We start from the raw sequence: 20,218 nt of genomic DNA on the forward strand, positions 1-20,218 counted from the left end.
TGATCGCTTCAATCCGCATGCTCACGCGCAGAACCGCAAGATATTGCTTCGCTTGAGAAACTTCTGAATCAGGCACTCAGGGTGAAGACCCGAAGCAGGCCGCCTACGATTATATGCACCACCGCGAGGCAGCGACGTCGCGCACGAAGATGCAGCGGGCGCTGATGACACCGGACGAGATACTCGGCATGGCTGACGACCAGATGATCAACTTTATTTCCGGCCTCGACGTGCCGCCGATCCTCGCCAACAAATATCCCTACTATATGACAAGGAGCCTCAACGGCCTGTGGCAGCCTAACCCACTGCACCCACCGCTCGACCGCGTGAAATTGCCGGGAATGTTCGGCGGGTCGTGGCATCGCGTGATAACGGCTGACGTGACGCCGGAACTGGCGCATTTCCCGCAATATGCCGATGGCAGGATACGCTATGTTGATAGCCACAGACCGTGGTAAAATCTCGCCATGAATCGTGAGGGAAGATAATGCTCGATCATCCATTCTATATGGAGCTTAAACAATGGCAGACGGTGATCGGGTCCGTCCTTGGCTTCCTCGCCCTGACTTGGGGCGCATTATTCAATTATCATCTTGGTCGAAAGCGTGATGATCGAGTTCGCAATATAGAGTGCGTGTCCATAGCCATAGGCATATATGGCGAAGTTCAGCAGCTATCGGCGGATTTGGCGAAGATGGCCAACGGCATTGGCGGTTGGTATTTGCGCTCCGGCATCCACGGCGATTCAGCGCCCCAGCATTTCTCAGGCAATTGGGTGCTTCCCGACCCACTGTTATACAAAGCGCTAGCGCCCAAGCTTGGGATGCTGCCCCCCGGCATCCTTGGCCCCGTCATCAAATTCTATGCCTACTATAATGAAGCCATCACGCATTTTCCCAAAATTCTCTCAGACGAGGAACGCCCCGTCAGCTATGGTGTGGGTTGGGTACTCGACCCGGCAATTCGCGCCATTGACGAGGTTCAGCCAGCGTTGCGTGAAATTGAAAAGCTTGGCGAGATTGAAACTCCAGTGCCAAACCCAGACTTGAATAAGGCGCGGCAGGCAAAAGAACTGGAAGATGAAATGCACCCCGACTGGTGAAGGCGGGTCGCCGCTGTGAGCAAATCGCTGGACATTTTGTTCCTTTTATGTTCTAATCCAGTCAAACAGCCGCAATAGCGTCTTGATGCAGCCCGCCACCGAGCGGGCTTTTTCGTGCCTATCCCCCCTGAACAGGCAGGATGAGCGGCTAATCTTCCAAACAGATCAACACATTATGCCGCGCGGGCTTTGTCTCGCGCGGGCGAGGTTCCGCGTCATGCTGCTATCCTATGAGGATTTTCGAAGTTGGTTCGAAGCGCACGGCATCGCGGAAGCGGAGGGCCGTGCCCAGCTTGAGGCATTTGAGCAGGCACTCGACCCTTTCGTCATCAACGGCCTTGAGGGGAAAGTCCTGGGGACCGATGTCGATCTCGATTCCGATACGGACCTGATTGCGTTAGAATGGGGCCATATCGCGCAACTGGATTTCAACGCTGCCGCCACCGATGAGATGGCAGGAAAGAAGGAGACATGAGCAACGCACCCAATGGGCAGAAGGCGGTGATATACTGCCGTGTGTCCGACCCCAAGCAAAAGACCGATGGTCATGGCCTTGAAAGTCAGGAAACCATTTGCCGCGAATATGCGGGCCGCAATAGCTATGACGTGATCCGCGTCTTTCAGGATGATTTCACCGGCGCGCATTCAACGCGCCCGGCGATGAAGGAGATGCTCGCCTTCCTGCGCCGCCAGAAGCAGACCTATTATGTGATCATTGACGACCTGTCGCGCCTTGCGCGCGATGTCGTCGCGCACCAGCAGTTGCGCGAAGCCGTGAAGCGCGCGGGCGCGATCATGGTTTCACCGTCGCACCAGTTCCGCGAGGACAGCGATGGTCGCTTCGTCGAGAATGTCCTTGCCAGTTCCTATCAGCACCAACGCGAGAAGAATGCCGAGCAGACGCTCAACCGCATGCGCGCGCGATGCCTCGATGGCTATTGGGTGTTTCAGCCTCCGATAGGGTATCAGTTCGCCGAGATCGTTGATGGCCGTGGCAAGAACAAGGTGTTGGTGCCCAAGGAGCCACTGGCTTCGATCGTGCGCGAAGCATTACAAGGCTTTGCGACTGGCCGCTTCCAGACGCAGGCCGAGGTGCAACGCTATTTTGAGGATCAGCCGGAATTTCCGCGCGACTATAAGGACCGCGTCCACGGCCAGCGGGTTTACGACATCCTCCATCAGGTTCTCTACGCTGGCCATATCGAGGTGCAGAAATGGAACGTCTCGCTACGTCCCGCCCAGCATCAGGGACTGATCAGTTTCGAGACCTTTCAGAAAATTAGAGAGCGCCTCACCAGCAACGCCAAGGTTCCGGCGCGCAAGAATGTCGGCGAGGATTTCGCGCTACGCGGCTTCGTCATTTGCGGCTGCTGCGACACCCGGCTGACCAGCTATTGGGCGAAGGGGCGCGCCAAGCACTACGCCTATTATCACTGCCCGAACAAGGAATGCACCGACTACGGCAAGTCCGTTCCCCGCGAGAAGATCGAAGGGCAGTTCGAAACCATCCTCAAGGATATGCGGCCATCGCATGATATGTTCGTGCTGGCCTATGGCGTGTTCAGCAAGCTCTGGCAGACTCGCGCCGAGGGCATCAAGAACCGCAAGAAGGAATGGGAATCCGAAGTTCGCCAGATCGAGGGCAATGTCACCCAGCTTATCGACCGCGCCATGGACGCGGAAAGCCCGACGCTGATCAAAGCCTATGAGAACCGCATTCAGGGGCTTGAGGCGCGAAAGGCGGAACTGAAAGAACGGATCGCCCGAACAGGCCGAACGCCCAAGGACTTCGAGCAATCATTTAGAACCGCCATGACCTTCCTCGCAAACCCGCATAAAATATGGGTTTCCGGCGATTTCAGCCATAAAAGACTCGTGCTGAAACTGGCTTTTGCCGAGCGGCTGCAATATCTGCGCGAAAGCGGTTTTAGAACCGCCCTAACATCTTCTCCCTTCACACTTTTATCCGACTTGTCGGGGGGAAGGGAGGAGATGGTGCACCCAACTGGATTCGAACCAGTGGCCTTTGCCTTCGGAGGGCAACGCTCTATCCAGCTGAGCTATGGGTGCATGACGCTGGTCGGACACGGCGCTTAGCAAAGGCCATGGGCCTGCGCCAGCCTCAATTCACCCATGACCAATCTTATTTCGCGGCCTTTTCCATCGGCTGGAATTTGCCCAGCCCGCAACTCGCCCCCGGTTGTAGGCCTGGCCCCGTGTTCCACAGCACGGTGATGATATCGACCGAACAGAGCTGCGAAATGCTGGTTTGGTAGGAGAAGCGCTGTTCGAAGCCAAGGCTGGGGCAGCTATTGGGCAGCGTGTTGCGATAGATTTTGCGGCCGGTCGTGACGAAGTCGATGGTGCGGTCATCGCGCACATTGGTCGAGCGGATGGACTGGATGGGAATACAACTGACCGCTTCACCCTTTGCCACATAAGGGTCAGGCTTGTCCTTGGCGATGGCCGGGGTCACCGCGACCGTCAGGGCGAGGCCCAAGGCGAGGGGATGGGCGCGCGAAATGATCATAATGTCTCTCCTTGGCTTTTGCCGAATCGACGATCTGGCAAGCGCTATCCCGTCTCCCTATTCGTTGCCTGCTGAACCGGGCGATAACGGCAGCGCGGCAGGGGGTGTTTTTGGTGCGGGTGTCTTGGGCTTGAACCGGCACAGGTCGGCGACGATGCAGCGCCAGCATTCGGGGCGGCGCGCTTTGCACACATAGCGGCCATGCAGGATCAGCCAATGATGCGCGTCGCGCCGGAACGGTCCCGGCACGCGCTTGTCCAGTTTCAGCTCGACCGCTAGCACTGTCTTGCCGGGGGCGAGGCCAGTGCGGTTGCCGACGCGGAAGATGTGGGTGTCGACGGCAAAGGCTTCCTGCCCGAAGGCTGTGTTGACCACGACATTGGCGGTCTTGCGCCCGACGCCGGGCAGGGTGGTCAGCGTGTCGCGATCCTGCGGCACTTCTCCGCCAAAATCGCGGACCAAAATCTCCGACAGGGCGATGACATTCTTCGCCTTGCCGTTGAACAGGCCGATCGTCTTGATATGCTGCTTGAGCGCGTCTTCGCCGAGATCAACCATTTTCTGGGGCGTCTGGACGTCGCGAAACAGGGCGCGGGTGGCCTTGTTGACGCCGACATCGGTGGCTTGGGCCGACAGCACGACGGCGACCAGCAACTGATAGTCGTTGCCATATTCCAGTTCGGTGACCGGCGCCGGATTGGCTTCGGCCAGGCGGCTGAAAAAGTCGAAGATCTGCGCCTTGTTCATGGCGGTCAGAGGCCCAGCACGCCCTTCATGTCGTAGCGTCCGGCGGGCTGATCGACGAGCCATTGCGCACCCTTGATCGCGCCGCGCGCGAAGATGCTGCGGTTTTCGGCGCGGTGGCCGATTTCGATCCGCTCGCCGTCGCTGGCGAAGATGACCTGATGGTCGCCCGCCACCGATCCGCCGCGCAGGGCGGCAAAGCCGATCGCGCCCTTGGCCCGCGCGCCGGTGATGCCGTCGCGGCCGCGCTCGCTATGGTCGGCAAGGTCGATCCCGCGTCCGCGCGCTGCCGCTTCGCCGAGCAGCAGCGCGGTGCCGGAGGGGGCATCGACCTTGTGCCGGTGGTGCATCTCGACAATTTCGATATCCCAGTCTTCACCAAGGCCTGCCGCCGCCTGTTCCACCAAAGCGGCGAGCAGGTTGACGCCGAGCGATGTGTTGCCGGTCTGGAGCACGGGGATGACCAGTGCCGCTTGATCAATCAGCGCGTGATGCACAGGCTCCAGCCCGGTGGTGCCGATCAGGATCGGCTTATGCGCGGCGATGCAGGCATCGAGATGGGCGGATAAAGCGCTAGGCACGGAAAAGTCGATCAGTACGTCGCTTGTCTGCGTCAGGGACACTATATCGGTCGTGATCGGAACACCCGGCGCGATCTCGCCGCTGCCTGCTCGGTCGGTGCCGCCTGCCAGGCCCAAGCCAGCGTCCGTCGCGACGGTGGCGATCGCCTGTCCCATGCGGCCTGCGGCCCCGAAAATCCCGATGCTGATCATGAAGACGCCGTCCCTGTTGTGCTGGGAAGCGCGGATGCCAGAGCGCCGCGCTTTTGTCATCCCCGCACGGACGGGTCGTCTTAGCGCTCGTTAAGGCGCGGCATCAGTTCTACGAAATTGCAGGGACGAAAGCGGCTGTCGAGTTGGGTGGCCAATATGCCGTCCCAGGCATCCTTCACCGCGCCGGTGGAGCCGGGCAGCGCGAAGATATAGGTGCCGCGCGCGACGCAGGCGGTGGCGCGGGACTGGATCGTCGATGTGCCGATCTTTTGATAGCTGAGCCAGCGGAACAGCTCGCCGAAACCCGGAATTTCCTTGTCCTGCACTTGCGCCACCGCTTCGGGGGTGACGTCGCGTCCGGTAACGCCGGTGCCGCCCGTGGTCAGGATCACATCGACCTGCGGATCGTCGATCCAGGCATGGAGTCGCGCAACGATGGCGGATTTTTCGTCGCGTTCGACATAACGGCCAGCGAGAATATGGCCCGCACTTTCCAGCCGTTCGACCAGCGCGTCGCCGGAGCGATCGTCGGCCAGTCCGCGCGTATCCGACACTGTCAGTACAGCGATGCGTACAGGGATGAAGGCCCGGCTTTCGTCGATCGGCATCAGTCCGAACCGCCACCCATGCTGCCGCGCCCGTCGGCTTTGCTCAGTCGGACCAGCTTCATGCCCTTGGATGTCGGGAAGGTCGGCCACAGGCCCTGGGCCATGCCGGTCAGGCAATCGGCGCTGCCCTTGCCCTGAATCTGGTACATCCAGTAATTGCGCATGACGATGTTCACATAGGCGCGGGTTTCATAATAAGGCAGCGATTCCATGAACAACAGTGGGTCGCCCTGATGCTTCACTTCGCTGTTCCAGCGTTCTACCGGCAGCGGCCCGGCATTGTACGCCGCCATCACCTTGGGCAGCAGCCCGCCGGTCGCGTTCATATCGCGCAGCGCTTCGAGATAGCGCTGGCCAAATTCCATGTTGGTTGATGGCACGAACAGTTGGTCGGCTGACGTCAGACCCATGTCGCTGCCGGTGCCGGGGCGCACCTGCATCAGACCCCGCGCGCCCGCACTCGACACCACCTGCGAGCGGAAGCCGGATTCTTGCAAGGTATGGGCATAGATTAATGCAGGGTCGACACGCCAGCCGCCATCAGGCTGCCAGTTGGGGGCGGGGAAGCGGGCGAAGCTTTCCGGCTGCTTGCCGGCCGGACCATTATGGGCGAGCCATAATTGGGTTTCGGGCAGGCTCAGCGCACTGGCGAGCCGGATCAGCGCATCATATTGCGTAGTGCCGCCAATCTTCGCCTGGTGCCGGAGCAATTCTTCGGCACGGGCGGTTTCGCCGATGGCGCTCAGCGCGATGGCGGCGCGGGCATTGGGGCTGTTCTTGAGCAATTGCCATTCGGCCGCGCCGAACCGATTGGCGACCGGCGCTGCGGTCAGTGGAAGACCGAGCGATTCGCGGGCGAGCAGGCCGTAGAAACTCTCTTCCGAACGGCTGGCGAGCTTAAGATAATTTTGAACCTTCTCCGCTTCGCCGCACACCATATAGGCGCGCGATGCCCAATAGGCACCAGCGGCGCGCATGTCGACATTGCCTGCCAGTGCGGCGACATTGGCGAAGGATGGCGCGGCGGCACGGCAGTCATTCTGACGCCAAGCGGCCAACCCAGCGGTCCAATGCGCCTGTACGCTCCAATCGCCTCCGGCCCTTGCTTCGAGAGCGCGCGCCGCCATACGGCGCGCATTGCTGTCGTCATTTTCGATATAATAGGCCCAGGCGACCCGCTGGCGCACTTCGGTCAGGCCTTCGGGGGTCAAACCCGCTTCGCCGGTCGCCAGCAGCGCTTCGGCACCAACAGGGTTGTCCGCTTTGATGTACGTCTGGATCTGTCCGGCCAGTGCCTGCGCCAGCATATCGGTCTTGACCGCAGGGACATATTCGCGGCGCGGTGCCGAGCCTAGCCAGACCATCTTCTGCACCTGCGGCAGGGTTGGCAAGATGGTCGCGCCGCGTTTCTGCGCCAGGCGGGAAAGCTGGTCGGCCTTGGGCAGCCAGGCTGCCTTGTTCACCAGATCAAGCAGATCGAACAGTTCGACCCTGGGTGATCCCTTCGCCAGGTAGAGTTCGGACAGGGCGAGAGGGCGCATGGCATCCTGCCCGTCCAAGGCGTCAATCATGACCCGTGCATCGGACCATTTCTGATCGCGCAGGGCGACGAAGATGTTGCGGTAACGGGCCTTGTCCCCATCGGACAAAGCCAGCGGCGAGCCGGTGGCCAAAGCTGCCGATACAGGCGGCAGGGTGCCGGTCGTCTCGGCCGAAGCGGGCAGGGTAGCGACTGCACCCATTGCGAACAGGGCCAGGCAGGACAGACGGGTCGCGGCTCGAATCACGGACGGTTTTCCTCGATCAGGCTTTGCAGGGCGCGCCAGCATTGCGCCTTGGCCGCCGGTTGCGTGAGCAACAGGCGCGGGTGAAATGTGGCGATAACGGGCACAATGCCGCCATCATGGTTAAAGCCGGGTAAAGCAGCAGGCGCCTCGCCACCGTCTGTCGGCATCAGCGCACGGATCGTCCGATCGCCGAGCAGAAGCAGGCGGCGTGGCCGGGCGAGATGGACATGGGTGGCCATGCGCGCAGCGGCGCTCGCGATGTCGCTTGCCTCCACCATGCCGCCGGGGGGGCGGGCAAAAAACAGGGAGGCGATATAGCAATGTGCCCGGTCGAGGCCGATGGCGCGCAGCATCGAATCGAACAAGGCACCCGCCCGGTCGGCCAGAAGCGCTCCCTGTTCGATATCAGCCGGATCGGGCATGTCGGTGACGATCATCAAGGGCGCATCGACAGGTCCGACAGGCATGATGGCGCGGCCAGCCCAGCGCTGTTCGGGCTGTCCCGCATCGCTCGCCAACCAGGTCTGAAAAGCCTGCAAATCGTGCGGTTTGGCGACCGGCGGAGCAATCGGGATGCTCGATTGCGCCGCTGATGCCGTAGCGGTCAAAGCCGGACGCAACCAGTTGACGGGCGTTTCCGCCACCGCGCATTCCACGCCGGCAAGCTGCCACCACGCCAGATAGGCGTCGGCACCCAGCGCCGCTTCATCCTGCATTGATCCCCGCATATACTCCTAAGGGCCAGAGGTTGACGAGGGGGTCAAGGTGCTTCATCGCCTGTGATGGTAGAGTGTTGGAGTAATAAGGCGATCGGAAGATCGGGGTGCAGCCCGCCGGACGCCGATATGGAGGGACTATGAGCGAACGGGAATCGATGCCCTATGACATCGTCATCGTCGGCGGCGGGCCGGCCGGCCTGTCTGCGGCGATCCGGCTGAAACAGCTTGCCACTGACGCGGGTCAGGAACTGGCCGTATGCGTGCTGGAAAAAGGCTCCGAAATCGGGGCGCATATCCTGTCGGGCGCGGTGATCGATCCCAAGGCGCTCGACGAATTGCTGCCGCAATGGCGCGACATGGGCTGTTCGCTCGCCGACACGCCGGTGACCGACAACCAGCACTGGTTTCTGACGAAGTCCGGCAAGATGGCTATGCCGCACATCATGACGCCGGGTTGGATGCACAACAAGGGCACCTATACCGGATCGCTGGGCAATCTGTGCCGCTGGCTGGCCGAGCAGGCCGAAGGGCTGGGCGTCGAAATCTTCCCCGGCTTTGCCGCCGCCGAAATTCTCTACCATGAGGATGGCAGCGTGAAGGGCGTTGCGACCGGCGATATGGGTGTCGATCGCGAAGGCAAGCATAAGGGCGATTATCAGCCCGGCCTTGAACTCCACGCCAAATATACCTTCTTTGCCGAAGGTGCGCGCGGGCACCTGACCAAGATATTGAAGCGCCAGTTCGCGCTGGACGCGGACAGCGAGCCGCAGGTCTATGGCCTGGGCATGAAGGAATTGTGGGACATTGATCCGGCGCTGCATCAGCCCGGTCTGGTGATTCACAGCCAGGGCTGGCCGCTGACCGATGCCTATGGCGGCGGGTTCCTTTATCATCAGGCCAATGGCCAGGTGGCATTGGGCTTCGTCGTGGGGCTGGGTTACCGCAACCCGCATCTCTACCCGTTTGAGGAATTTCAGCGCTGGAAGCAGCATCCCGAAATCCGCAAGTTCCTCGAAGGCGGTCGTCGTGTGTCCTATGGCGCGCGGGCGATCAACGAAGGTGGCTGGCAATCGGTGCCCAAGCTCGACTTCCCCGGCGGCGCGCTGATCGGCTGTTCGGCTGGCTTTGTGAACGTGCCCCGCATCAAGGGCACGCATACGGCGATGAAGTCGGGCATGCTGGCGGCCGAAGCGGCCTTTGCCGCCGTGCAGGCGGGCCGGACGAGCGACAGCCTGGCCGACTATGACGCGGCCGTGCGGTCGAGTTGGATCGCTGACGAATTGAAGCTGGTCAAGAATGCCGAACCGCTGCTGTCCAAGTTTGGCGGCACGATCGGCACGCTGCTGGCGGGTATCGACATGTGGATGCGGACGCTCAAGATCGGGCTTCCCTTCACGATGAAGCACAAGCCCGATAATGAGAAGATCTGGCACAAGGACGCTTGCGCCAAGATCGCCTATCCCAAGCCCGATGGCGTCATCAGCTTCGATCGCCTGTCCTCGGTGTTCCTGTCGAACACCAATCATGAGGAAGACCAGCCGGTTCATCTGCAGTTGAAGGACCCGGCGATCCCGATCAGCTATAATCTGCCCCTTTATGACGAGCCGGCGCAGCGTTATTGTCCGGCGGGCGTCTATGAAGTGGTGGGTCAGGAAGAGGGTAATCCCCGCTTCCAGATCAACGCGCAGAATTGCGTCCATTGCAAGACGTGCGATATCAAAGACCCAACCCAGAATATCAATTGGGTTGTACCCGAAGGCGGCGGAGGACCGAATTATCCCAATATGTAAGCGCCTGATCCTCTCTCTCGCGCTGATCGCCCCGGCTGCCGCCGGGGCATCGGTCGATCCGCGCAGCGCGTTGCACACCTATGCGCAGGCGCGATTGGCGGACAGCGATGGCGCGCTGGGCTTGGCCGTTACCCATTATGGCGAAGCGTTGGCGCGTGATCCCGATCGGGTGGAAATCGCCCAGCGTGCCTATGTTCAGGCGCTGGAGAGCGGGGACAAGGCGCTGGCGCTGCGATCAGCGGCTTTGCTGGATCAGGCAGGCCTATTGCCGCGAGACGGCACTTTGCTGCGGATCGGTGAAGCGCTGGAGCAGCGCAACTGGATTGCTGCCAACACTCTCGTCGATCGGATGGAACAGGAAGGCAATTTCGCCTTTATCGGTCCCATTTTGCGGAGCTGGATCGCTGCGGGCGAGGGGCAAAAGATAGCACTCGCGATCGACCCCCAAGACCGTTTTGCCGCATTGGCGCAGCGCTATGTCGACGAGCATCAGGCGCTGCTGGCGCTCAACGAAGGCGACATAGAGGGCGCCATTGCGCCATTGCGTCGCGCAATTGCGATCAGACCTGCCGATGCGTTACTGCGTCTGTCTTTCGCAACACAATTGGCGGCGCGCAGGGCCAAGGCGGAGGCTCTTTTGCTGCTGCCGCCGGATGACGCGCATTTTGCGCGGGCGCGAACCGATATCGCCCGGCGCAGGGTCAAGGCATCGCCACTGACACCAGCGCAGGGCTATGCGCGGTTGTTGGCGCGGTTGGCGACGGATATCGGCTCGGACCGGGACGGTGTGGGGCTGGCGCTGCGGCTGGCACGGATCGCGACCTTCGCTGACCCCGGATCGCCTGAACATCGGATCGTGGCGGCCCGGCTGCTGACGGTGGCTGGCTTCGCGGCGGCGGCGCTTGCCGAGACGGACAAGGTGCCGGTCGGTTGGTACAGCGCGATCGCGCAGGCCGAAAGGGTCGATGCCCTGGCGGCGGACGGGCAGATGGATGCGGCGCTGGCGCTGGCTCGCACCTTGGCCGCCGAGCCTGACGCGGAGCCGGAGCGACACGTCCGCCTCGGCCGCCTGCTCGCGGAAAGACGGGATTTCGATGGCGCAGCGGCTGCTTTTCGCGCGGCGCAGGCGCGGTTTGGCGATGCCGATCCGCCCTGGTCGCTGCTGTTGTTCGAAGGCAGTGCGCTGGAGCAGGGCAAGCGCTGGGAAGAAGCGCGTACCGTGCTGGAACGCGCCGCTGCCCTGGCACCCAATGAGCCGGTGATCCTCAATTATCTGGGCTATGCGCAGATCGAGCGGCGACAGAATGTGGAGGCGGCGCTCGATCTTCTCAAAAAGGCAAGCGCGCTCAAGCCGCAGGACCCTTCCATTACCGATTCGCTGGGTTGGGCGCATTATGTGACCGGCAATGTCAAAGCCGCCGTGCCGGTGCTGGAACGGGCTGCGGCGGGCGCGCCATCGGATGTGACGATCAACGAGCATCTGGGCGATGCGCTCTGGACCGCCGGCCGCCGCTATGAGGCGCGCTATGCCTGGGCAGCGGCATCGGTTTATGCCGAAGGCGATGTCGCCGCACGGATCGCCGCCAAGGCCAAGGAAGGATTGAAGCCCGAATATGCCGCACCGTGACGCGGAGTTGGAGGCCGATAGCTTCATCGAAACCGCCTGTGCCAAGGTCAATGTCGCGCTGCATGTGCGGGCGCGGCGGGACGATGGCTATCATGCGCTCGAAAGCCTGTTCGTCTTTGCCGAGCATGGTGATCGGCTGATCGGCTGGGCGACCGATGATGGCGCGATCGACCTGGTGATCGACGGGCCGTTCGGCAGTGCGCTGGACGCGGGGCCGGGCAATCTGGTGGTAAAGGCGGCGCGGGCGTTGCAATCCTATCTCGGCGAACAGCGGGGGGCGACGATCCGCCTGACCAAGGTCTTGCCAGTGGCGTCGGGGATTGGCGGCGGATCGGCCGATGCCGCCGCGACCCTGCGCCTGCTGGTGCGGCTATGGGATGTGCGGATCGACGATGGCGAATTGGCGGCGCTGGCCTTGGATCTGGGGTCGGACGTGCCCGCGTGCATCGCCAGCGTGACGCAATTGGTCACGGGACGGGGCGAGGGGCTTGCTCGGCATGACGTTGAGGGACTGGCGGGCATGGCGATGCTGCTGGTCAATCCGGGCGTGGCCGTGCCGACGGGGCAGGTTTTTGCCGGGTGGGACAGGCAGAATCGTGGGCCTTTGGATGCCGGGAGTCTGGATGCGCTGATAGATTCGGGCCGCAATGATCTGGAATCACCGGCTATTGTGGTGGCTCCGGTGATTGCAGAAGTGCTGGCTTGTCTCAACGCGCAACCGGGGCTGGTGCTTGCCCGCATGTCGGGGTCTGGGGCGACCTGCTTTGCGCTGTTCGAGGATGATGCCGCTTTGGCCGACGCGGCGATGGTGGTGCGTATCGCCCATCCCGATTGGTGGGTGATGGAAACACGGATCGGCGCGGCATGAGCGAGGCCTTTACCCTGATCGAAGCGGGTGGGCTGGACCTGTTGATCGTTGCCGATCATGCGTCGGCGCATGTGCCGGAGGATATCGACCTTGGCATCGACCCGGCGCTGCTTGGCAATCATATCGCGATCGACATTGGCGTGGCGACGGTCAGTCGCCTGCTTGCCGCGCAATTGGGGGGCACGGCGATATTGGGCGGCGTCTCGCGGTTGGTGATTGACCTCAACCGAGAAGAGGATGCGCCGGGCCTGCTGCCGGTGATGAGCGATGGCCACGCCATATCGGGCAATCGCGATGCGGATTTGGGCGACCGGATGCGGCGCTTTTATAATCCCTATCATCATGCGATCGAACGACGACTGGCTGCGATGGCCTCGCCCTTCATCCTGTCCGTCCACAGTTTTACGCCCCGGTTGGCGAGCGATCCTGGCCAGCAGCGGCCTTGGGAGATCGGCATCCTCTATGGCGAGGATGATCGCGCGGCGCGGATCGCCATTCCCCTGCTGGAGGGGGCAGGGTTGATCGTCGGTGACCAACAACCCTATTCGGGCAAGCTGCTCAATGCGACGATGAACCGCCATGCCGAGGCTAATGGCATCCCCTATCTGGGCATTGAGATGCGGCAGGATCTGGTCGGCGACGCGGCGGGGCAAAGGCGTTTTGCCAATCTGCTGGGACCAGTCGTGCTGGCTTGCCGGAGTGCGCTGACATGAGGCGATATGGCTATTGGGGGGTGTTGCTGAACCTTGCGGCCTGTGGGGGCGATCCCTCTGTATTGGGCAATGGGCCAGACGCGCGCGTTGATGACGGCATGGCGGAATGTGCGATCGGGCCTGATGCGGCCTGGGCACGAGATTGCGTGATCGAGCGGGCGGGGAACATGATGACGATCCGGCATCCCGATGGCGGCTTTCGTCGCTTCACGGTGCTGGACGATGGCCGGGGTCTGGAAGCCGCTGATGGAGCGGAAGAGGCCAGGCTCCAGTTGATCGGCAAGGATCAGATCGAGATCCGTATCGGTGGCGATCGTTACCGCATGTCGGTTCAGGTGGCGGGTTCCGCTCCCCGATGACGGGCACGCCGATCCTGACTGCTGCGCAGATGCGGGCGGCGGAGCAGGCGGTGTTTGCGTCGGGTGTCCTGCCCTACGCGCTGATGGAGCGGGCGGGCGCGGCGGCGGCCGAGATCATCTGGCGGGCCGGCGGGCTGCGCGACACGCTGCTGCTGTGCGGGCCGGGCAATAATGGCGGCGATGGCTATGTGATCGCGCGGTTGCTGCGCGAACGGGGCGTGCCGGTGCGGGTGGCGGCGCTGGGCGAGAGCCGCACGCCGTCGAGCCAGCGCGCCCGCGCCGAATGGGGCGGGCCAGTCGAGGATCTGGCGACGGCCGCGCCTGCGACGCAGGTCGTGGACGCGCTGTTCGGCACGGGTCTCTCGCGGGGGCTGGATGCGGCGGTTGCCGCACGATTGGGCGAACTGACCCAGGCGGCGAGCCATAGCCATGCCATCGACCTGCCGAGCGGGGTGGAAACCGATAGCGGCGCGCTGCTGTCCGCGGTGCCGCGCTTTGGGGTTTGCATCGCGCTGGGGGCACTTAAGCCCGCGCATCTTCTCTACCCGGCAGCGGCTTGCTTCGATCGGCTAATCTCAGCGCCGATTGGCATTGCGGCGCCGGATCAGGTTCACCGGCTGGAGCCGCCCAGCCTCATGGCGCCGAGTCCGGATGCGCATAAATATACACGCGGCCTTGTGGCGGTGGTCGGTGGATCTATGCCCGGTGCTGCGCGGCTGGCCGCGCGATCGGCGGCCGTGTCGGGCGCTGGCATGGTTCGGCTGTTCGCCATGGACGAGACGGTGACCGGGCCGGATGCCATCATTCATCAACAGGCGCAGACGGCGGCGGACGTAGCGAAAGCGCTGGATGATGAGCGAATCGCGGTCGTGCTGGTCGGGCCGGGGCTGGGACGCGATCCGGGTGCGCGCGACCGGCTGGCGGCAGCGGTGGCGGCCAGCCATCGGCTGGTGCTGGATGCCGATGCGCTGACGCTGTTGGCGGTCGATGCGATTCCGCGCGGCGCGGTCCTGACGCCGCATGAAGGCGAGTTTCGACGGCTGTTCGGCGACCTGCCCGGCAGCAAGATCGATCGCGCGCGGGCGGCGGCTGCGCAAAGCGGCGCGGTGGTGATCTACAAGGGCGCGGACAGCGTGATTGCTGGGCCGGACGGGCGGGTGGCCGTGGCGGCGGGGGCTTCGAGTTGGCTGTCGACGGCCGGAACCGGCGATGTGCTGGCAGGGCTGGTCGCCGGGCGGCTGGCGGTGACGGGCGATCCGTTTCGCGCCGCGAGCGAGGCGGTGTGGCTGCATGGTGATGCCGCGCGGCGGTCGGGCGCGGCGTTCGTGGCCGATGATTTGCCTGATGCGCTGCCAGCGGCTATCGCCGCGCGATTGTGACAGACAGCGACCCAGACATCATCATTCGTATCGCCGCAAAGGGCGATGGCATCACCGCCGATGGCCGCCATGCGGCGCTGACCGCACCGGGCGACCGGCTCTTGCCTGATGGCACGGTTGAGCGCGGCCCCCATCATGTCGCGCCGCCCTGCGTCCATTTTCCGGCCTGTGGCGGTTGCGAGCTACAGCATCTCGATGATGCCAGCCTGTCCGATTTCGTGACCGGGCGGGTGGTCGGGGCGCTCGCCGGACAGGGGGTGACGGCGCAGACCGTGTTGCCCGCCCATTTGTCGCCGCCGATGACGCGGCGGCGCGCGTCACTGCGGGCGGCGCGATCAGGGCGCAAGATCACGACCGGCTTTGCCGAGGCGGGCAGTCACACGCTGATTGACCTGACCATGTGCTCGGTTCTTGATCCGCGCCTGTTCGCTTTGCTGGCACCGTTGCGCGATTTGCTGGCGGTGATCCTGCCCGACAAGCGCGCCGCGCATGTCCGCATGTCGTTGATCGACCAGGGTGTCGACCTGCTGCTCGAAGGGGTGCGGGTCGAGGGACTGGCGGCGGACGAAGGGCTTGGCGATTTTGCGCGGACGCATGGGCTTGCCCGGCTGACGATCGACGAAGGCGACGGGCCGCAAACGCGCTGGGAACCCGAAGCGGCGACCGTGACATTCGGTGGCGCGGCGGTCGGCTTTCCGGCTTTCTCCTTCCTGCAGGCGACGCCCGATGGCGAAGCCGCCTTGGTCGCGGCAGTGCGCGATGCGATGCCGGAGACGGGGGCGATTGCCGACCTGTTCACCGGCCTTGGCACCTTTGCATTGGCGCTCGGCGCGGCGCGGCCTGTCTACGCGGCTGAGGGCGCGCGCGATGTGGTGCTGGCGCTCAAACTGGCGGGGCAACGAGCGCAGCGGCGGATGGTGGCCGATCATCGCGATCTGTTCCGACGTCCGCTGACGCCGGAGGAACTCAACCGTTTTGCCGCTATCGTGCTGGACCCGCCGCGCGCGGGTGCGCGGGAGCAGGTGATGCAACTGGCGGCCTCGGCCGTGCCGGTAATCGCCTATGTCTCCTGCAATCCGGCGAGTTTCGCGCGCGACGCGGTGCATCTGGTTGCGGGCGGCTATCGCCTGGAGAGCGTCCGCCCGGTCGGGCAATTCCGCTGGTCCACCCATGTCGAGATGGTCGGCATCTTCCGCCGGTAAAAAAAGTCCCTCGCCGCAGGGGGAGCGGCGAGGGACTGGCATCCTCTCCAGCAGGGAAACCGCGGTCGGTTTAGCCCAGCTTGATGACGGTTGCGCGACGGCGGGCGGGTACGGCTTCGGCATAGAGGCTGGCCATCGGCGCATCCTCTACTTCGATCGTCGCTTCCGATGTGAAGCCGTTGAAGCCGGTCCGCATCGCCGCGCCATAGGCACCCAGCATGCCGATCTCGATATAGTCGCCGACGCCGACATCGGCGGGCAGCATGAACGGACCGACCATATGGTCCATATCGTCGCAGGTCGGGCCGTAGAAGGAGAAGCCGGTCTGCTCCGCCATGCTATCCTCTTCGCGCAACAGCGCGACGGGGAAGCGCCAGCCGATATGCGCCGCATCGAACAACGCGCCATAGGCACCGTCGTTGATGTAGAGTTCGGTGCCGCGACGGCGCTCTACCCGCACGATGATGGAGCTATATTCGGCGGACAAGGCCCGGCCGGGTTCGCACCACAGTTCCGACGAGTAGCTGACCGGCAGGCTTTCAAACCCACGGTGGATCGCGTCGAAATAATTTTCGAGCGCGACCGGTTCCATGCCGGGATAGATGGACGGGAAGCCGCCGCCGACATCAATGATGTCGACCGTGACCGCCGCATCGACGATCGCCGCACGGACACGCTCGATCGCGTCGCTATAGGCCTGCGGGCTCATCGCCTGGCTGCCGACGTGGAAGCAGATGCCCAGAGCATCGGCGGCCTGGCGGGTAGCCATCAGCAGATCGCGGGTTTCGCCCAGTTCCGCGCCGAATTTCGACGCGAGGGACAATTCGCTATGCTCGGACGACACGCGCAGACGGACGCACAGTTCCAGATCGGTCGCGTCATTGGTGGCGCGCATGATCTTTTCCAGCTCGTCGATCGTGTCGAGCGAGAAGGTGCGCACGCCATGAACGGCATAGGCTTCGGCAATGGCTTCTTCAGCCTTGACCGGATGCATGAAGCATAGCTTCGCGTCCGGCAGCGTTTGCGCGACCAGGCGCACTTCCGCAATGGAAGCGACGTCATAGTGCGAGATACCGCTATCCCACAGCGTCCGAAGCAAATCGGGCGAGGGGTTCGCCTTGACCGCATAGAGCGAGCGCCCCGGAAACTTCTCGACGAAGAATCGGGCTGCCCTGGCCGCGGCCTGGGGACGAATCAGCGTTACCGGGGCTGCCGGTGTGAGGGTGGTCGCTACCCCCAGCGCGCTAGGATGCTTGTGCAATTCAAGGGACCTCCAGTGTAGTCAAGGTGAAAGAAGCTGCCTTGCGGTGGAAGTCCCATGGGGCAGCGGACGGCCGCTATATGCGGAGGGGTCCCCCCTGTAAAGCGCATATGAAAATTTTGTTGCGCAAGGTCGCACGAACCGTGCGTCAGGAGAGGCGGGCCTTGAAGTCCTGATAGGAAAAGGCCCGAATTTCGCGGAGATCGTCGGTGGATGAGTTCCACAGCCAGATGGCGGGCAGGGGCACACCGTTGAAGCTATTGGTCTTGACCATCGAATAATGGGCCTGGTCAAGGAAGGCGATCCGCGCGCCGGGTTCAGCGCCGCCGGGGATTCGATAATCGCCGATAATGTCGCCAGCAAGGCAGGAAGGGCCACCGAGTCGGACCAGCGGGCCTTCGCTCGGCTCGTGCAGCATCGCGGGGCGATAGGGCGCCTCGATCACGTCGGGCATATGGCAGGTGGCGGAGATGTCGGTGATGGCGACGGGCATGCCATTGTCGATGACATCGAGAATCTCGCCGACCAATATGCCCGCGTCGAGCGCCATCGCTTCGCCCGGTTCCAGATAGAGGGTGAGGCCAGTCTTGGCCTTCACGCCCTTAAGAAAGGCGACGAGATCGTCGCGCTGATAATCGGCGCGGGTGATGTGGTGACCGCCGCCGAAGTTCAGCCATTTGAGGGTCGAAAGATGCGGCAGGATATGCGGCTCGACCGCCGCCCAAGTGCGTTCGAGCGGTGCCAAATCCTGTTCGCACAGATTATGGAAGTGGATGCCGTCGACGCCGACCAGATGATCGGACGTGAGTTGGCTGACGGGAAAGCCCAGGCGGCTGTGCGGCTGTGACGGGTCATATTTGGCGACCTCGCCCTCCGGGTTTTGCGGGTTGATGCGCAGGCCGATGTCGAAATCATGCCCGGCGGCGCGGGCGGCGTCGATCTGGGGCTTGAAGCGGGCGATCTGGCCGGGGCTGTTGAAGATGACATGGTCTGAGATTTTCAGGATTTCGGCCAGGTCGTCGGGCTTGTAGGCCGCGCAATAGGTTGCGACCTCGCCCTTATACTCCTCGCGGCCAAGGCGCGCTTCGTACAGACCCGATGCGCAGATGCCGTCGAGATATTCGCCCACCACGCTGCCCAGCGACCACATGGAAAAAGCCTTGAGCGCGCCCAACACCTTGATGCCCGCGCGGTCGCGGACATCGGCAAGGATCGCCAGGTTGCGCCGGATCGCGGCCTCATCCACCACAAAGGCGGGCGAGGGGACGCGATACAAGTCGAAATGCGCGAAGGCGGCGGGATCGCCGGCTTTGGTTTCCATGGGCTAATATTCCGTCATTGCGAGCGTAGCGAAGCAATCCAAGGGAGCGCCACTGGATTGCTTCTGCGCTCGCAATGACGATCTATGGGGTTTAAAAGTTGAGCGGAGTGTCCAGTTCCTTCACTTGCCAAGGCAGGCCATGTTTGTTGAGCATGTCCATGAACGGATCGGGATCGAACTGTTCGATGTTGAACACGCCTTCACCCTTCCACGCGCCCGTCAGCATCATGGCGGCGCCGATCATCGCGGGAACGCCGGTGGTGTAGCTCACGGCCTGGTTGCCGGTTTCGGCATAGGCATCCTCATGATCGCAGACCTGATAGAGATAGACGGTCTTGGCCTCGCCATCCTTCACGCCGGTCGCGATGTCGCCGATATTGGTCTTGCCCTTGGTGGTGGAACCCAGGCTCGACGGTTCGGGCAGCACGGCCTTGAGGAACTGCAGCGGGATGATCTCCTTGCCCTCATAGATCACCGGGTCGATGCGGGTCATGCCGACATTCTGCAGCACTTCGAGATGCTTCAAATAGGCATCGCCGAACGTCATCCAGAAACGGATACGTTTGATTTCGGGATAAAATTTGGCGAGGCTTTCCAGCTCCTCATGATACATGAGGTACATATTCTTCTCGCCGACCTGATCAAAATCGAACGTCTGCTTGTGGCTGAGCGCCGGGCCTTCGACCCATTGGCCCGCTTCCCAGTGACGCGAGGGCGCGGTCACTTCGCGGATGTTGATTTCCGGGTTGAAGTTGGTCGCGAAATGCTGGCCATGGTCGCCGCCATTGCAATCGAGAATGTCGAGCGTGTCGATTGTGTCGAGCAGATGCTTCTTGATGTAGCTGGCGAAGACGCTGGTCACGCCGGGGTCGAATCCCGAACCCAGCAGCGCCATGATGCCCGCTTCCTTGAAGCGATCCTGATAAGCCCACTGCCAGCCATATTCGAACTTGGGCGTGTCGCGCGGTTCGTAATTGGCGGTGTCGAGATAGTCGGTCTTGGTCGCGAGGCACGCATCCATTATGTTGAGGTCCTGATAGGGCAGCGCCAGGTTGACGACCAGCTTGGGCTGAACCTTCTCAATCAGCGCGATGGTGGCCGCGACATCATCGGCATCGACCTGCGCCACGTCGATGGTAACGCCGGTGCGGGCCAGAACCGATTCGGCGACCTTCTCGCAACTCACGATGCGGCGGCTGGCCAGCGTGATGTGCGAGAAAATATCGGGGTTCATCGCCATCTTGTGAACTGCGACAGACCCGACGCCGCCTGCGCCGATGACCAGAACCTTGCTCAATCTCGTCTCCATATCCTGTACGCGGCATGCGCGCTAAAAGGGTCATATAGGGGCTTGGCGTGACAGCGCAAAGTCAGATGCTTGGGGTGAGCGCCCAGCACATGCCTTAAGGGGCAGTCGCGCAACCTTCTCCAGTCC

At 62.8% G+C, this 20,218-nt stretch carries 21 protein-coding genes, 1 tRNA gene and 2 pseudogenes; 12 read left to right on the forward strand and 12 right to left on the reverse strand.

What is annotated here, in order from left to right; all coding sequences use genetic code 11:
- The first annotated feature begins 113 nt into the window (after nt 1–113).
- The 4 genes and pseudogenes from V2I08_RS15535 to V2I08_RS20615 all read left to right on the forward strand — a co-directional run.
- Nucleotides 114–458: a type IV secretory system conjugative DNA transfer family protein gene (locus V2I08_RS15535; protein WP_349635894.1), complete on the forward strand. Its 345-nt coding sequence runs from the start codon at nt 114–116 to the stop codon at nt 456–458.
- A 29-nt stretch (nt 459–487) separates the two neighbouring features.
- A complete protein-coding gene (locus V2I08_RS15540; protein ID WP_349635895.1) occupies nt 488–1,102 on the forward strand; it encodes a hypothetical protein in 615 nt (204 codons plus the stop codon).
- Nucleotides 1,103–1,187: 85 nt separating this feature from the next.
- Nucleotides 1,188–1,577: a hypothetical protein gene (locus V2I08_RS15545; protein ID WP_349635896.1), complete on the forward strand. Its 390-nt coding sequence runs from the start codon at nt 1,188–1,190 to the stop codon at nt 1,575–1,577.
- Nucleotides 1,574–2,017: pseudogene (locus tag V2I08_RS20615) on the forward strand (recombinase family protein); the annotation flags it as partial. The gene V2I08_RS15545 and the pseudogene V2I08_RS20615, both read left to right, overlap by 4 nt.
- Before the next feature lie 135 nt (nt 2,018–2,152).
- Here the strand turns inward: V2I08_RS20615 and V2I08_RS15550 are convergent.
- Complete coding sequence (locus V2I08_RS15550) at nt 2,153–2,302, reverse strand: hypothetical protein (protein ID WP_349635897.1); 150 nt, start codon at nt 2,300–2,302, stop codon at nt 2,153–2,155.
- A 6-nt stretch (nt 2,303–2,308) separates the two neighbouring features.
- On the opposite strand from V2I08_RS15550, the pseudogene V2I08_RS20620 reads away from it, so the two are divergent.
- Nucleotides 2,309–2,545: pseudogene (locus V2I08_RS20620) on the forward strand (zinc ribbon domain-containing protein); the annotation flags it as partial.
- Here V2I08_RS20620 and V2I08_RS15555 read toward each other — a convergent pair.
- The 8 genes from V2I08_RS15555 to V2I08_RS15590 all read right to left on the reverse strand — a co-directional run bounded on the left by V2I08_RS15555 (nt 2,447) and on the right by V2I08_RS15590 (nt 8,272).
- Nucleotides 2,447–2,899 (reverse strand): hypothetical protein, encoded by a 453-nt coding sequence (locus tag V2I08_RS15555; RefSeq protein ID WP_349635898.1) that lies wholly within the window; start codon nt 2,897–2,899, stop codon nt 2,447–2,449. The pseudogene V2I08_RS20620 and the gene V2I08_RS15555 overlap by 99 nt on opposite strands.
- Nucleotides 2,900–3,095: 196 nt before the next feature.
- A tRNA-Arg gene (locus V2I08_RS15560) sits at nt 3,096–3,172 on the reverse strand.
- Between the two features lie 73 nt (nt 3,173–3,245).
- Complete coding sequence (locus tag V2I08_RS15565; RefSeq protein ID WP_349635899.1) at nt 3,246–3,632, reverse strand: hypothetical protein; 387 nt, start codon at nt 3,630–3,632, stop codon at nt 3,246–3,248.
- 57 nt (nt 3,633–3,689) lie between these two features.
- A complete protein-coding gene (gene nth, locus V2I08_RS15570; protein WP_349635900.1) occupies nt 3,690–4,379 on the reverse strand; it encodes an endonuclease III in 690 nt (229 codons plus the stop codon).
- Nucleotides 4,380–4,384: 5 nt separating this feature from the next.
- A complete protein-coding gene (gene dapB / locus V2I08_RS15575; protein WP_349635901.1) occupies nt 4,385–5,149 on the reverse strand; it encodes a 4-hydroxy-tetrahydrodipicolinate reductase in 765 nt (254 codons plus the stop codon).
- Nucleotides 5,150–5,229: 80 nt separating this feature from the next.
- Complete coding sequence (gene moaB, locus V2I08_RS15580) at nt 5,230–5,757, reverse strand: molybdenum cofactor biosynthesis protein B (RefSeq protein ID WP_349635902.1); 528 nt, start codon at nt 5,755–5,757, stop codon at nt 5,230–5,232.
- Nucleotides 5,757–7,544: a lytic transglycosylase domain-containing protein gene (locus tag V2I08_RS15585; RefSeq protein ID WP_349635903.1), complete on the reverse strand. Its 1,788-nt coding sequence runs from the start codon at nt 7,542–7,544 to the stop codon at nt 5,757–5,759. Before V2I08_RS15585 ends, moaB begins: the two co-directional genes overlap by 1 nt.
- Nucleotides 7,541–8,272, reverse strand: coding sequence for a uracil-DNA glycosylase family protein (locus V2I08_RS15590; RefSeq protein ID WP_349635904.1), 732 nt, complete (start codon nt 8,270–8,272; stop codon nt 7,541–7,543). Before V2I08_RS15590 ends, V2I08_RS15585 begins: the two co-directional genes overlap by 4 nt.
- 128 nt (nt 8,273–8,400) lie before the next feature.
- Between V2I08_RS15590 and V2I08_RS15595 the strand changes: the two genes are divergently transcribed.
- The 7 genes from V2I08_RS15595 to V2I08_RS15625 are packed head-to-tail and all read left to right on the forward strand — an operon-like array spanning nt 8,401 to nt 16,201.
- Entirely contained in the window at nt 8,401–10,053 is a 1,653-nt protein-coding gene (locus V2I08_RS15595) for an electron transfer flavoprotein-ubiquinone oxidoreductase (protein WP_349635905.1), read from the forward strand.
- Between the two features lie 25 nt (nt 10,054–10,078).
- Nucleotides 10,079–11,680 carry a tetratricopeptide repeat protein gene (locus V2I08_RS15600; protein ID WP_405053657.1) on the forward strand — a complete coding sequence of 534 codons (1,602 nt, stop codon included), beginning with the start codon at nt 10,079–10,081 and terminating at the stop codon, nt 11,678–11,680.
- A complete protein-coding gene (locus V2I08_RS15605) occupies nt 11,667–12,548 on the forward strand; it encodes a 4-(cytidine 5'-diphospho)-2-C-methyl-D-erythritol kinase (RefSeq protein ID WP_349635906.1) in 882 nt (293 codons plus the stop codon). The genes V2I08_RS15600 and V2I08_RS15605 overlap by 14 nt, the downstream gene beginning before the upstream one ends.
- Nucleotides 12,545–13,261 carry an N-formylglutamate amidohydrolase gene (locus tag V2I08_RS15610; protein WP_349635907.1) on the forward strand — a complete coding sequence of 239 codons (717 nt, stop codon included), beginning with the start codon at nt 12,545–12,547 and terminating at the stop codon, nt 13,259–13,261. Before V2I08_RS15605 ends, V2I08_RS15610 begins: the two co-directional genes overlap by 4 nt.
- Nucleotides 13,258–13,620, forward strand: coding sequence for a hypothetical protein (locus V2I08_RS15615; RefSeq protein WP_349635908.1), 363 nt, complete (start codon nt 13,258–13,260; stop codon nt 13,618–13,620). Before V2I08_RS15610 ends, V2I08_RS15615 begins: the two co-directional genes overlap by 4 nt.
- The gene (locus tag V2I08_RS15620; protein ID WP_349635909.1) at nt 13,617–14,999 is read left to right on the forward strand and encodes an NAD(P)H-hydrate dehydratase; all 1,383 of its coding nucleotides are present in this window, start codon (nt 13,617–13,619) and stop codon (nt 14,997–14,999) included. The genes V2I08_RS15615 and V2I08_RS15620 overlap by 4 nt, the downstream gene beginning before the upstream one ends.
- On the forward strand, nt 14,996–16,201 hold the full coding sequence (locus tag V2I08_RS15625) for a class I SAM-dependent RNA methyltransferase (RefSeq protein ID WP_349635910.1): 1,206 nt from the start codon (nt 14,996–14,998) through the stop codon (nt 16,199–16,201). Before V2I08_RS15620 ends, V2I08_RS15625 begins: the two co-directional genes overlap by 4 nt.
- Before the next feature lie 70 nt (nt 16,202–16,271).
- Here the strand turns inward: V2I08_RS15625 and V2I08_RS15630 are convergent, their stop codons facing one another.
- The 3 genes from V2I08_RS15630 to V2I08_RS15640 form a co-directional block, all read right to left on the reverse strand.
- Complete coding sequence (locus V2I08_RS15630) at nt 16,272–17,462, reverse strand: type III PLP-dependent enzyme (protein ID WP_349635911.1); 1,191 nt, start codon at nt 17,460–17,462, stop codon at nt 16,272–16,274.
- Between the two features lie 148 nt (nt 17,463–17,610).
- Nucleotides 17,611–18,783: a carboxynorspermidine decarboxylase gene (locus V2I08_RS15635; protein WP_349635912.1), complete on the reverse strand. Its 1,173-nt coding sequence runs from the start codon at nt 18,781–18,783 to the stop codon at nt 17,611–17,613.
- Nucleotides 18,784–18,874: 91 nt separating this feature from the next.
- The gene (locus V2I08_RS15640; protein WP_349635913.1) at nt 18,875–20,080 is read right to left on the reverse strand and encodes a saccharopine dehydrogenase family protein; all 1,206 of its coding nucleotides are present in this window, start codon (nt 20,078–20,080) and stop codon (nt 18,875–18,877) included.
- Nucleotides 20,081–20,218: the final 138 nt, after the last annotated feature.

Source organism: Sphingobium sp. MK2 (assembly GCF_040170545.1).
Lineage (GTDB): Bacteria > Pseudomonadota > Alphaproteobacteria > Sphingomonadales > Sphingomonadaceae > Sphingobium.

Coding starts and splice junctions, on each gene's coding strand:
- V2I08_RS15535 (WP_349635894.1), top strand. CDS start 114: ATGCACCACCGCGAGGCAGCGACGTCGCGCACGAAGATGCAGCGGGCG.
- V2I08_RS15540 (WP_349635895.1), top strand. CDS start 488: ATGCTCGATCATCCATTCTATATGGAGCTTAAACAATGGCAGACGGTG.
- V2I08_RS15545 (WP_349635896.1), top strand. CDS start 1,188: ATGCAGCCCGCCACCGAGCGGGCTTTTTCGTGCCTATCCCCCCTGAAC.
- V2I08_RS15550 (WP_349635897.1), bottom strand. CDS start 2,302: ATGGCCAGCGTAGAGAACCTGATGGAGGATGTCGTAAACCCGCTGGCC.
- V2I08_RS15565 (WP_349635899.1), bottom strand. CDS start 3,632: ATGATCATTTCGCGCGCCCATCCCCTCGCCTTGGGCCTCGCCCTGACG.
- nth (WP_349635900.1), bottom strand. CDS start 4,379: ATGAACAAGGCGCAGATCTTCGACTTTTTCAGCCGCCTGGCCGAAGCC.
- dapB (WP_349635901.1), bottom strand. CDS start 5,149: ATGATCAGCATCGGGATTTTCGGGGCCGCAGGCCGCATGGGACAGGCG.
- moaB (WP_349635902.1), bottom strand. CDS start 5,757: ATGCCGATCGACGAAAGCCGGGCCTTCATCCCTGTACGCATCGCTGTA.
- V2I08_RS15590 (WP_349635904.1), bottom strand. CDS start 8,272: ATGCGGGGATCAATGCAGGATGAAGCGGCGCTGGGTGCCGACGCCTAT.
- V2I08_RS15595 (WP_349635905.1), top strand. CDS start 8,401: ATGAGCGAACGGGAATCGATGCCCTATGACATCGTCATCGTCGGCGGC.
- V2I08_RS15605 (WP_349635906.1), top strand. CDS start 11,667: ATGCCGCACCGTGACGCGGAGTTGGAGGCCGATAGCTTCATCGAAACC.
- V2I08_RS15610 (WP_349635907.1), top strand. CDS start 12,545: ATGAGCGAGGCCTTTACCCTGATCGAAGCGGGTGGGCTGGACCTGTTG.
- V2I08_RS15615 (WP_349635908.1), top strand. CDS start 13,258: ATGAGGCGATATGGCTATTGGGGGGTGTTGCTGAACCTTGCGGCCTGT.
- V2I08_RS15620 (WP_349635909.1), top strand. CDS start 13,617: ATGACGGGCACGCCGATCCTGACTGCTGCGCAGATGCGGGCGGCGGAG.
- V2I08_RS15635 (WP_349635912.1), bottom strand. CDS start 18,783: ATGGAAACCAAAGCCGGCGATCCCGCCGCCTTCGCGCATTTCGACTTG.